This is a genomic window from Amycolatopsis sp. NPDC049691 (assembly GCF_040675005.1).
GTDB lineage: Bacteria > Actinomycetota > Actinomycetes > Mycobacteriales > Pseudonocardiaceae > Amycolatopsis.
Genome location: NZ_JBFANX010000008.1, coordinates 31697 through 42940, shown reverse-complemented (window position 1 = coordinate 42940; position 11244 = coordinate 31697). Strand labels below are relative to the sequence as shown.

12 protein-coding genes are annotated in these 11244 nt (G+C 72.8%); 10 read left to right on the top strand and 2 right to left on the bottom strand.

Going from position 1 to position 11244, the window contains the following annotated elements; translation table 11 throughout:
* Positions 1-51 precede the first annotated feature (51 nt).
* Together AB0J40_RS19745 and AB0J40_RS19740 are read right to left on the bottom strand one after the other, a co-directional pair.
* Positions 52-252: a hypothetical protein gene (locus tag AB0J40_RS19745; protein WP_364454852.1), complete on the bottom strand. Its 201-nt coding sequence runs from the start codon at positions 250-252 to the stop codon at positions 52-54.
* Positions 249-671 carry a DUF6010 family protein gene (locus tag AB0J40_RS19740; RefSeq protein ID WP_364454850.1) on the bottom strand — a complete coding sequence of 141 codons (423 nt, stop codon included), beginning with the start codon at positions 669-671 and terminating at the stop codon, positions 249-251. The genes AB0J40_RS19745 and AB0J40_RS19740 overlap by 4 nt, the downstream gene beginning before the upstream one ends.
* Positions 672-797: 126 nt before the next feature.
* On the opposite strand from AB0J40_RS19740, the gene AB0J40_RS19735 reads away from it, so the two are divergent.
* The 10 genes from AB0J40_RS19735 (at position 798) to AB0J40_RS19690 (ending at position 11244) form a co-directional block, all read left to right on the top strand.
* Positions 798-1448, top strand: a complete 651-nt coding sequence (locus AB0J40_RS19735; RefSeq protein ID WP_364454847.1) for a TetR family transcriptional regulator — start codon at positions 798-800, stop codon at positions 1446-1448.
* A 91-nt stretch (positions 1449-1539) separates the two neighbouring features.
* Positions 1540-3012 (top strand): amidohydrolase family protein, encoded by a 1473-nt coding sequence (locus AB0J40_RS19730; RefSeq protein ID WP_364454845.1) that lies wholly within the window; start codon positions 1540-1542, stop codon positions 3010-3012.
* Positions 3009-4130 (top strand): M20 family metallopeptidase, encoded by a 1122-nt coding sequence (locus AB0J40_RS19725; protein WP_364454843.1) that lies wholly within the window; start codon positions 3009-3011, stop codon positions 4128-4130. Before AB0J40_RS19730 ends, AB0J40_RS19725 begins: the two co-directional genes overlap by 4 nt.
* 7 nt (positions 4131-4137) lie before the next feature.
* Positions 4138-5046 carry a GNAT family N-acetyltransferase gene (locus AB0J40_RS19720; RefSeq protein WP_364454840.1) on the top strand — a complete coding sequence of 303 codons (909 nt, stop codon included), beginning with the start codon at positions 4138-4140 and terminating at the stop codon, positions 5044-5046.
* Positions 5043-6149, top strand: coding sequence for an o-succinylbenzoate synthase (menC, locus tag AB0J40_RS19715; RefSeq protein WP_364454838.1), 1107 nt, complete (start codon positions 5043-5045; stop codon positions 6147-6149). Before AB0J40_RS19720 ends, menC begins: the two co-directional genes overlap by 4 nt.
* Entirely contained in the window at positions 6146-6298 is a 153-nt protein-coding gene (locus AB0J40_RS19710) for a hypothetical protein (RefSeq protein WP_364454836.1), read from the top strand. Before menC ends, AB0J40_RS19710 begins: the two co-directional genes overlap by 4 nt.
* A 119-nt stretch (positions 6299-6417) precedes the next feature.
* Positions 6418-7797, top strand: a complete 1380-nt coding sequence (locus tag AB0J40_RS19705; protein ID WP_364454834.1) for a serine hydrolase domain-containing protein — start codon at positions 6418-6420, stop codon at positions 7795-7797.
* Positions 7794-8684 (top strand): serine hydrolase, encoded by an 891-nt coding sequence (locus AB0J40_RS19700; protein WP_364454831.1) that lies wholly within the window; start codon positions 7794-7796, stop codon positions 8682-8684. Before AB0J40_RS19705 ends, AB0J40_RS19700 begins: the two co-directional genes overlap by 4 nt.
* Positions 8681-10267 (top strand): ABC transporter substrate-binding protein, encoded by a 1587-nt coding sequence (locus tag AB0J40_RS19695; protein ID WP_364454829.1) that lies wholly within the window; start codon positions 8681-8683, stop codon positions 10265-10267. Before AB0J40_RS19700 ends, AB0J40_RS19695 begins: the two co-directional genes overlap by 4 nt.
* Positions 10264-11244, top strand: coding sequence for an ABC transporter permease (locus AB0J40_RS19690; protein WP_364454828.1), 981 nt, complete (start codon positions 10264-10266; stop codon positions 11242-11244). The genes AB0J40_RS19695 and AB0J40_RS19690 overlap by 4 nt, the downstream gene beginning before the upstream one ends.

Below are 11244 nucleotides of genomic sequence, written 5' to 3'. Positions count from 1 at the left end.
TCGTGAAGGATTCTCACGTTAGCCGGTTGTTCGCGCTCACACAACCGCCCCTCAGCCGCCGGGGTGACCGCACGCGTAGACCGACGCCGACGCCAGCCGGACGCACGCCGGGCAGGTGTTCACCGGCCGGTCCCGGCGCCCGTGGTACGGGTGCCGGGCACCGCACAGCGCGGTGAGCACTTCGCCCGGTCGCGGGTCCGGGTGGCACCGCGGGCAGAAGGCGTGCGCGGCGCGTTCGACGTCGGTGCTCATGCTCCTTCGGGTACCCGCGGCTCCGGCGCGCCAACCCGCCGGAGCCGGGACCACACCGAGCGGCCGCCGGTGAAGCACCAGATCGCGATCACCGGGTCGCAGAAGGCGCAGCCGAACGACGAGTCGTGCGCGAACGGCAGGATCGGCTGGCCCTTGAGGTGGTGGACGACGTCCCAGCCGGTGTGCAGCAGCCAGCCGATGCCGATGAACGTCCACGAGTCGAGCCCGCGGAAGGCGACGTAGGTCATGACCGCGCAGAACAGGACTTCCCACGGCCCGAGCGCGCCGCCGGAGAGGTAGGCCGCGCCGGCGCCGCCGACCATGACGGCGTTGAACTTCCGCCGGTGCGGCTCGGCGATGAGGGAGTTGAGCACGACGTAGAGGAGGCCGATCAGGATCGGCGCGAGCACTGCGATCATGATCCACCACGCTAGGAAGGACCGCTCGGGCCGGCCAGTGGCCGTCCGGCCAGGATCCGCCGGTTTCTCGCCATCGCGGCGGCTCCGTAAAGTGGGGGGCCAGTGGATGATCAGGTGGGTTCGAAAATGAACGTGAAGGCCGCCCGCGCGAGTGCGACGCGGGAAAGCATCCTCGTGACGGCGGAGCGGCTGTTCGCCGAGCACGGGGTGCAGGTGGTGTCCAACCGGCACATCAGCGAGGCCGCCGGGCAGGGCAACAACGCCGCCGTCAACTACCACTTCGGCACGAAGGTCGACCTGGTGCGGGCGATCGTCCGCCGGCACGCCGAGCCCATGGAACGGCTGCGCGCGCAGCTCGTCGAGTCGATCGACGGCGACGGTGACCTGCGCGGCTGGGTGGCCTGCCTGGTCCTCCCGAGCACGAGGTACCTGCGCGAGCTGGGCGCCCCGACGTGGTTCGCCCGGTTCAGCGCCCAGGTGATGACCGACCCGGCGCTGCGGAAGATCATCGCGGAGGAGTCACTGGCTTCGCCGGCGCTGGCCCGCGCGGTCGAGGGGCTGAACCGCTGTCTCGGCGACCTGCCCCCGGACGTCCGCGCGGAGCGCAGCGACATGGCCCGCCAGCTGATGATCCACATGGTGGCCGAGCGCGAGCGCGCGTTGGCGGAGGGGACGGCGACCCCCAGGGCGACGTGGGACGACGCGGGGACGGGACTGATCGACGCGATCACCGGCCTGCTCCTGGCCCCGGTGACCCCGGTTCGTCCGCCCGGCTGAACCGCGCCGCTCCGGTTCGTCGCCGCGGACGAACGGCCTGGCCCGAAATCCTCCTAACGTCGCCCGGAAGCGACGACGAGGAGGCGGACGGGTGCACACACTTCTGCGGGGCGGCCGGGTCGTGGACCCCGGGAGCGGGTTCGACGGCGTCGCCGACGTCCTGCTGAACGGCGACCGCGTCGAAGCCGTCGGACCCGGCCTCCACGCCCCCGGGGCCACCGAGGTGGACGTCGAAGGGCTCGTCGTCGGGCCCGGGTTCGTCGACCTGCACAGCCACGTGCACTCCGTCGCCGGGCAGCGGCTGCAGGCCATGGACGGCGTCACCACCGCCCTCGACCTCGAAGCCGGGCTCATGCCCATCGAGCGGGCCTACGCCGAAGCCGCGCGAGCCGGACGGCCGCTGCACTACGGCTTCTCCGCCTCCTGGGGCGCCGCCCGGGCCCAGGTGCTCGCGAACATCGCCCCCGACGCCGGCATCGACAGCGGGCTCGCGATCCTCGGAAACCCGCAGTGGCAACGGAGTTCGTCGAAGAAGGAACTCGCCGCGTGGCTCGCGCTGCTCGAAGGCGAGCTGGCGCAAGGCGCTCTCGGCATCGGCATCCTCATGGGCTACGCACCCGCCACCGACCCCGGCGAGTTCCTGGCCGTCGCGCACCTCGCCGCGAAGGCCGGCGTGCCGACCTACACCCACGTCCGCGAGCTGGTCGAGGTCGACCCGGCGATCCCGGTCGACGGCTCCGTGGAGATCGTCGCCGCCGCGGGCGAGACCGGGGCCGCGATGCACCACTGCCACGTCAACAGCACCTCCGGCCACCACATCGACCGCGTGCTCGCCACGCTCGAAACCGCCCGGAGCGAAGGCTCGCGCGTCACCGTCGAGGCCTATCCCTACGGCGCGGGCAGCACGGCCGTCGGTGCCGCCTTCATCGAGCCGGACCGCTTGCGGCTCAAGGGGTTGAAGCCGTCGAGCGTCGTCATCCTCGAGACGGGGGAGCGGGTGCGCGACGAAGCCCGCCTGCGGCAGCTGCGAAAACAAGACCCGGGTGCGCCCTGCCTCCTCGAGTTCCTCGACGAGACCGACCCCCGCGATCGCGGGCTGCTGCACCAGGCCCTCGCCTTCCCCGACGCCGTCGTCGCCAGCGATGCGATGCCCGTGTACTGGAAGGACGGCCGCACCGAGAGCACCGAGTGGCCGCTGCCCCCGGGCGGCACGACGCACCCGCGGACCGCGGGCACGTTCGCGAAGACCCTGCGCCTGATGGTCCGCGAAACCGGGGAGTGGAGCTGGCTCGAAGCGTTCCGCCGCTGCTCGTACCTGCCCTCGCGGCTCCTCGACGACGTCGCGCCCGCCGCGCGCGGCAAGGGCCACCTCGGTGCCGGCGCCGACGCCGACCTCGTCGTCCTCGACCCCGCCGCGATCACCGACACCGCCACCTACACCGACCCGACCCGCCCGTCGGTGGGCGTCCGGCACCTCTACGTCGCCGGCGTTCCCGTGGTCAGCGAAGGAAACCTGAACACCGACGCGCTGCCCGGACAGCCGTTGCGAGGTGAGCCGCGGTGATCGACGACATCGAGACGCTCGTCCGCTGCGAATCGCCGTCCAAGGACCACGAGGCGGTCGCCCGCAGCGCCGAGGTCGTCGCCGCGATCGGCCGGCGCCTGCTCGGCGTCGAGCCCGAACGGATCGTCACCGACGGCTGCACGCACCTGCGCTGGCGGTTCGGCGACGGCGACCCGCGGGTGCTGCTGCTCGGCCACCACGACACCGTGTGGCCACTGGGATCCCTGCGCACGCACCCCTGCGAAGTCCGCGACGGGATCTTGCGCGGGCCTGGCTGCTTCGACATGAAGGCCGGGGTCGTGATGGCCTTGCACGCCGCCGCGGCGCTGCCCGACCGCGACGGCCTCTCGATCCTCGTCACCGGCGACGAGGAAATCGGCTCGCCGTTGTCGCGGCCCCTCATCGAGGAGGAAGCCAAGAGCTGCGACGCGGTCTTCGTGCTCGAAGCCTCGGCCGACGGCGGCGCGCTGAAGACGCGCCGCAAAGGTGTTTCCCTGTACCGCGTCGAGGTCGAAGGCCGCGCCGCGCACGCCGGGCTCGAACCGGAGAAGGGCGTCAACGCGGGCATCGAGGTCGCCCACCAGATCCTCGCGATCGCCGCGCTCGCCGACCCGGCGAAGGGCACCACCGTCGTCCCGACCGCACTCACCGCCGGGACCACGACGAACACCGTGCCCGCCAAGGCGAGCGTCGCCGTCGACGTGCGGGTGTGGGACGCGGCCGAACAGGAACGCGTCGACCGGGCCATCGGAAACCTGACGCCGGTGCACGAAGGGGCGCGGATCCACATCGATGGGGGCATCAACCGGCCACCGCTCGACGCGCCCGCGTCGAAAGACCTCTTCGCGCTGGCGAACGAACTCGCGGGCGGGACCCTCGTCGAAGCCGCGGTCGGCGGCGCGTCGGACGGCAACTTCACCGCGGGACTGGGCATTCCGACGCTCGACGGCCTCGGCGCGGTCGGCGGCGGTGCCCACGCCGACGACGAGCACGTCGTCGTCGCCGAGCTGCCCCGCCGCACCGCGCTGCTCGCCGCGCTCGCCGAAACCGTGCTGTCGCAACGGAGTTCGTCCGCGCCGACCAACGCGCGGGGCGAAACCGGTGCGGGACAACGGTGACCCGCCGATGCGCACCGGACAGGATCGGGGGGTGACAGAAGTCGTGACGAACACAGCCCCGCCGCTGCGGGACGAGGCGGCCGCCGCGGCGACCGCCGCCGCCACGGCCTCGGGGGTCGAAGTCCGGACCCTGGCCGAGGTCGCCGACCTGACCGCCGTGACCCGGCTCTTCGAGTCGATCTGGCGCCCGGCGCCGGGCAACCAGCCGGTGACGTCGGAGCTGCTGCGGGCCATGGTCTCGGCGGGCAACTACGTCGCCGGCGCCTTCGACGGCCCCGAACTGCTCGGCGCCTGCTTCGGGTTCTTCGGCGGACCCGCGAAGGGGGGACTGCACAGCCACATCGCCGGCGTCGCCACCGCCGGGCACGGCCGCGGCATCGGCTTCGCGCTCAAGCTGCACCAGCGCGCATGGGCGCTGCGCCAGGACGTCCCGGTGATCTCCTGGACGTTCGACCCGCTGGTGCGCCGCAACGCCCACTTCAACCTGACCAAGCTCGCCGCCCGCCCGGAGCAGTACCTGCCCGACTTCTACGGCCCGATGCACGACGGCATCAACGGCGCCGGCGACACCGACCGGATCATGGCCGTCTGGGACCTGGCGAGCCCGGCCGTGCGGTCGGCGGCCGAGGGCTCGCCGGCGCCCTTCGACGCGGCCGCGTTGCGGCGGCAGGGCGCCGCCGTCGCGCTGGCGGCGGACGCCGGCGGCGGCCCGGTCACCGGGCCCGCCGACGCGCCGGTCGTGCTCGTCGCCGTGCCGGCGGACATCGAGGCGCTCCGGCGCGCCGACCCCGGGCGGGGCCGGGCGTGGCGGGTGGCACTGCGGGAGGTGCTCGGCGGCCTGCTCGCCGGCGGCGCCTCGGTCATCGGATTCGATCGGGCCGGCTGGTACGTCGTCGCGAAGGAGCAGTCGTCGTGAAACTCACCGGGGTGGAACTCCTGCGCGTCCGGATGCCCCTCGTGGCACCGTTCCGGACGTCGTTCGGCACGCAGGCCGAACGCGAACTCCTGCTCCTGCGGGCGGTGACGTCCGAGGGCGAGGGCTGGGGCGAGTGCGGGGCGATGGTCGACCCGCTGTACTCGTCGGAGTACGTCGACGGCGTCGAGCACGTCCTGCGCACCTTCCTCGTGCCCGCGCTGCTCGCCGCCGACGACCTCACGGCGAACAAGGTCGCGCCGCTGCTGGCGAAGTTCAAGGGCCACCGGATGGCCAAGGGCGCGCTGGAGATGGCGGTCCTCGACGCCGAACTCCGCGCGCACGGCGTGTCCTTCGCGACGGCGCTGGGGTCCACAAAGGACTCGGTACCGTGCGGGGTGTCGGTCGGCATCATGGACACGATCCCGCGCCTGCTGGACGTCGTCGGCGGCTACCTGGACGCCGGGTACGTGCGGATCAAGCTGAAGATCGAGCCGGGCTGGGACGTCGAGCCGGTGCGCGCGGTCCGCGAACGCTTCGGCGACGACGTCCTGCTGCAGGTCGACGCGAACACCGCGTACACGCTCTCGGACGTGCCGCAGCTGCAGCGGCTCGACCCCTTCGAGCTGCTGCTGATCGAGCAGCCCCTCGAAGAGGAGGACGTGCTCGGCCACGCCGAGCTCGCGAAGCACATCCGGACGCCGATCTGCCTGGACGAGTCCGTCGTCTCCGCGCGCTCGGCCGCCGACGCGATCAGGCTCGGCGCCTGCCGGATCGTCAACATCAAGCCGAGCCGCGTCGGCGGGTACCTCGAAGCGCGGCGCGTGCACGACGTCTGCGCCGCGCACGGCGTCCCGGTGTGGTGCGGTGGGATGATCGAGACCGGGCTCGGCCGGGCGGCCAACGTCGCCCTGGCGTCGCTGCCCGGGTTCACCCTGCCGGGCGACACCTCGGCGTCGGACCGCTTCTACACCAGGGACATCACCGAGCCGTTCGTCCTCGAGGGCGGCCGGCTACCGGTGCCGTCCGGTCCGGGCCTCGGTGTCACGCCGATCCCGGAGCGGCTCGCCGAGGTGACCACGGCCAAGTCCTGGCTGGCGTCGTGACCACAGTGGACGCGGTGGCCGCGCGGGTCCGGGAGTACGCGCTCAAGGCGGCGGTCGCCACGTCGAAGGTGCGGGTCCGGGTCGCGGTGGCGTGCGCGGCGGTGCGCGCCGCGCCGCCGCGGCGGTTCCGGCCGCGCGACCCGCGGTGATTCGTCCCCCACGATGAAAGTTCCGCCGGGTCTCGTCGGTTTCGACGAATCGGCCGCCCCGGTCGCAGTCCTAGCATCCCCGCAACGCCGGTTCCCCACCGTCGCCACGAGAGGCAACCATGTCGAAACTGACCGAACTCGCCGCCTGGCTCGAAAGCCGGCTCCCCGCCGTCCTGGCCGAGCACGACGTGCCCGGCGCGGCCGTGGCCGTGTACGCCGGCGGCGAGATCATCGACCACGCGGCCGGGGTGCTCAACAAGGGCACCGGTGTCGAGGCCGACACCGACTCGCTGTTCCAGATCGGGTCGATCACCAAGATCTGGACGACCACGCTGGCCCTGCAGCTCGCCGACGAGGGCCTGCTCGACCTCGACCAGCCGGTGCGCAAGTACCTGCCCGAGTTCACGATCGCCGACGAGGAAGCTGCCGCGAAGATCACCGTCCGGCAGCTGATGTGCCACACCTCGGGTTTCGAAGGCGACATCTTCACCGACACCGGCCGGGGTGCCGACTGCGTCGAGAAGTACGTCGCCACCCTCGGCGACGTCCCGCAGCTGTTCGCGCCCGGCGAGATGTTCTCCTACAACAACGCCGCGTTCTGCGTGCTCGGCCGGGTCGTGGAGGTGCTGCGCGGCAAGTCCTACAACGACTGCCTGGCCGACCACCTGTTCGTCCCCTTGGGACTGACGCACGCCGCGGCCAGCCCGTACGAGGCGATCCGCTTCCGGGCCGCGCTCGGTCACCTCACGCCCGAGCCCGGTGCCGACCCGCAGCCCGCCGGCGTCTGGGCGCTGGCGGCGTCCAACGCCCCGGCCGGCTCGATGCTCGCGATGCGCCCGCGCGACCTGGTGACGTTCGCCGGCATGCACCTGCGTGACGGCGAAGGCCCGGACGGCACCCGCGTGCTCAGCGCGGAAAGCGCCCGCGCCATGCGCGAACGCGTCGTGGAGCTGCCCGACCTCGGCCTGATGGGCGAGGCGTGGGGGCTCGGCTGGTCGCTGTCGGAGGGCGGCGAGGTCGTCGGCCACGACGGCGGCACGATCGGCCAGTCGGCCTTCCTGCGGCTGGCGCCCGGGCACGACGTCGCCGTGGCGCTGCTGACCAACGGCGGCAACCCGATCGCCGTCTACACCGAAGTCGTCGGCCACCTGCTGAAGGAGCTGACCGGCATCGAGCTCAAGGTGCCGCCGGTGCCGGACCCGGCCGCGCCGCGGATCGACGCCACCCGGTACGTCGGCGAGTACTCCTCGTCCGTCGCGGACATCACGGTCAGCCAGGACGACGACGGCCGCATCTGGGTCGAGCGCGTGCCGAAGGGAATCTTCGCCGAGCTGGCCAAGCCGGAGAAGACGGAGCTGGTCGCGATGAACGGCGACACGCTGATCCTGGCCGAGCCGATGCAGGGCATGTACCTGCCGCACGCCTTCGTCGGCGACGACGGCACCGGCCGCGCGCTGTACCTCCACACCGGCCGCGCCGACCGGCGGGTGAGCGCGTGAGCAAGGTCGAACGGCGGATCGCGGACGCCTTCCTGGCGGCCGGCGCGCGGGGTTTCGTGCACGCGCGGGAGATCGGCGGCGGAGGCGAGGTGGCGGTCGGCGCCGACGACCCGGTGGTGCTCGCGTCGGTGTTCAAGATCCCGGTCGCCGTCGCCTACGCCCGCGAGGTCGTCGCGGGCCGGCTGGACGAGACCGAGCGCACCCGCGTCGGAAAGCGTTACCGGATCGGCGGGATCGGCACCGCGGGCTGCGCGGACGACGTCGAGATGAGCTGGCGCGACCTCGCGCTGTTCATGCTGACCATGAGCGACAACGCGGCCACCGACGTCATCTACCACCGCGTCGGCCAGGAAGCCGTCGACCGCGTCCTCACCGACCTGGGCCTGCACCGCACCCGGCTGATCGGCTGCTGCGAAGACCTCTTCGCCTCCGTCCTGGCGGACCTCGGCGCGGCCGAGGACGCCGATCTCGACGCCGTCTTCGCCGGGGCGACACCCGAGCGGACGTGGAAGCTCGCGGTGCTCGACCCGGAGCGGACGACGGCGTCGACGCCCCGCGAGATCACCACCCTGCTCGACGCGATCTGGACCGACCGCGCCGGGGACCCGGCCGCGTGCGAGCGGGTGCGCACGATCATGGCGCAGCAGATCTGGCCGCACCGGATCTCCTCCGGCTTCGGCTCCGACGTCGCGATCGCGGCCAAGACCGGGACGCTCCCGGCGGTCCGCAACGAAGCCGGCGTCGTGTCCTACCCGGACGGCCGCCGGTTCGCCGTCGCCGTCTTCACCCGCGCGGACTCCCTCGCCGAGCGGCAGCCCGCCGTCGACGCCGCGATCGGCAAGGCCGCCCGCCTCGCCGTGGACCACCTCCGGAAGGAAACACCATGACCAGGACTCGGACGGCGGGGGTCGTGCTCGGGGTGCTCGCCCTCACTGCGACCGCCTGCGGGGGCTCGGGCAGCGCCGGCAGCGGGGGCGGCACGCCGGTCGACGGCAAGACGTTCAGCCTCGGCGTCGGCTCCGACCCGGGCAGCCTCGATCCCCACATGACCGTGCTGTCGGTGGCCATCCAGGTCGACCGGTTCCTCTACGACACGCTGCTGAACCTCGACGACGCCGGCAAGCCCGTCGCCGGGCTCGCCGCGAAGTGGGAGGCGTCGACGACGACGGCGTCCTTCACCCTCCGCCAGGGCCTCACGTGCGCGGACGGCACCCCGCTGACCGCCGCCGACGTCGCGGCCAACATCAACTTCATCGGCGACCCGGCGAACAAGTCGCCCATCGCCGGCCTCTACATCGCGCCGGGCACCAAGGCGACCGCGGACGCGGCCGGCACGATCAAGGTCACCAGCGGGAAGCCGGACGCGTTCCTGGCCCGCAACGTCGGCGGCGTGCCGATCGCCTGCGCCAAGGGGCTCGCGGACCGCAAGCTGCTCGCCAAGGGCGAGGCGGGCACCGGGATGTTCACCGTCACCGAGTCCGTGCCCAACGACCACTACACGTTCACCCGCCGCAAGGACTACGCGTGGGGCCCCGGTGACTGGAAGGCCGAAACCGGCCTGCCGGACAAGGTCGTCGTGCGCGTCATCCCGAACACCACGACGGCCACGAACCTGCTGCTGTCCGGCGAGCTGAACGCGGCCCAGATCAACGGCCCGGACCGCCAGCGGCTGGAGGCGCGCAAGCTCTTCCACACCGACTTCACGGCCCCGATGGGGGAAATCTTCTACAACCAGGCCACCGGGCGGCCCGGCCAGGACGAAGCCGTCCGCCGCGCGCTCACCCAGGCCCTCGACCTGCCGCAGCTCGGCAAGGTGCTGACCAGTGACGCCGGCAAGCCGTCGAAGGGCATGATCACGAACGAGCCGGAGGTGTGCCCCGGCGACACCGTCACCGGGAACCTGCCGGCCCACGACCCGGCCGCGGCGGCGTCCGCGCTGGACGCCGCGGGCTGGACGAAGGGTGCGGACGGCGTCCGCGCCAAGGGCGGCAAGAAGCTTTCCCTCACCGTCCTCTACGGCACCCAGCTCGGCCCGACGATGGCGCCGACCGCGGAACTGGTCCAGCAGCAGTGGAAGTCCCTCGGCGCCGACGTGACGCTCAAGGCCGTCGACAGCCCCGGCCTCAGCCAGGTCCTGTTCGGCACCGGTGAGTGGGAGGTCTCCCTCGGGCCGGTCGGGTTCTCGCTGCCGAGCCAGCTGGTGCCGTTCGTCTCCGGCCCGGCCGCGCCCGACGGCACGAACTTCGCCCACGTCGCCAACCCGGCGTACGACCAGGCGGTGCAGCAGGCCGCGGCGAAGCCCGGCGACGCCAGCTGCGCGGACTGGAACGCGGCGGAAACCGCGCTCATCAAGCGGGTGGACGCGGTGCCGTACTTCGACTCCGTCGTCCCGTTCTACGCCAGCGGCGCGAAGTTCACCCTCAGCCAGGGCAGCCTGACGCCGTCCTCGATCCGGATGTACGCGAAATGACCACGGCGGCGGCGCCCGCCGGCGTGCGGGGCAGCCCCTGGCCGGCGTTCGCCGCGCGGCGGCTGGCCCGGTTCGCCGTCTCGGTGTGGGCGGTGCTCACCGCGGCGTTCCTGATGATCCACCTGGTTCCCGGCGACCCGGTGCGCGCCGCGCTCGGCATGACCGCGCCCGCGGAGCTGGTGGCGGCGAAGCGGGCCGAGCTCGGCCTGGACGACCCGCTGTGGGTGCAGTACGGGCACTACGTGCGCAACCTGCTGTCCGGGGATTTCGGGACGTCGATGGCGAGCGGGCAGCCGGTGGCGCAGGTGATCGGCGACCGGCTGCCCTCGACGCTGCAGCTGGCGGTGCTGGCCTTCGCGGTCGTGGTCGTCGTCGCGGTCCCGGTGGGCGTCGGCTTCGCGGTGCTCACGCGCGGCGGCCGCCGGCGGGGCGCGGAGCTGGGCTTCACCTCGGTGAGCGTGTTCCTGGCCGCCGTCCCGGAGTTCCTGATCGCGGTCGGGCTGGTGGCGCTGCTCGCCGTCGGCCTCGGCTGGTTCCCGGTGGCGGGCAGCGACGACCCGAGCGCGTACGTCCTGCCCGTGGCGGCGCTGGCGATCGGGCCGGCGGCGGTGCTGTCCCGGATGATCCGGGTGGAGCTGCTTTCCGTGCTGGGCGCCGACTTCGTCCGCACCGCGCGGGCGAAACGGCTGCCCGCGCGGCTGGTGTACGTCCGGCACGCGCTGCCGAACGCGCTGACCGCGACGCTCACCCTCGGCGGGCTGATGCTGACCGGGATGGTGGCGGGCACCGTGCTCGTGGAGAACGTGTTCGCCTGGCCCGGCCTCGGCTCGACGATCGTGCAGTCGATCCTGCAGAAGGACTACCCGCTGGTGCAGGGGATCGTGCTGGTCTACGGCGTCGGCGTGCTGCTGGTGAACCTGCTGGTCGACGTCGTGCTCGGGCTGCTGGACCCGCGCTCGGCCATTCGGGAGGCGTGA

Coding starts and splice junctions, on each gene's coding strand:
- AB0J40_RS19745 (WP_364454852.1), bottom strand. CDS start 252: ATGAGCACCGACGTCGAACGCGCCGCGCACGCCTTCTGCCCGCGGTGC.
- AB0J40_RS19695 (WP_364454829.1), top strand. CDS start 8,681: ATGACCAGGACTCGGACGGCGGGGGTCGTGCTCGGGGTGCTCGCCCTC.
- AB0J40_RS19720 (WP_364454840.1), top strand. CDS start 4,138: ATGCGCACCGGACAGGATCGGGGGGTGACAGAAGTCGTGACGAACACA.
- AB0J40_RS19740 (WP_364454850.1), bottom strand. CDS start 671: ATGATCGCAGTGCTCGCGCCGATCCTGATCGGCCTCCTCTACGTCGTG.
- AB0J40_RS19705 (WP_364454834.1), top strand. CDS start 6,418: ATGTCGAAACTGACCGAACTCGCCGCCTGGCTCGAAAGCCGGCTCCCC.
- AB0J40_RS19690 (WP_364454828.1), top strand. CDS start 10,264: ATGACCACGGCGGCGGCGCCCGCCGGCGTGCGGGGCAGCCCCTGGCCG.
- AB0J40_RS19735 (WP_364454847.1), top strand. CDS start 798: ATGAACGTGAAGGCCGCCCGCGCGAGTGCGACGCGGGAAAGCATCCTC.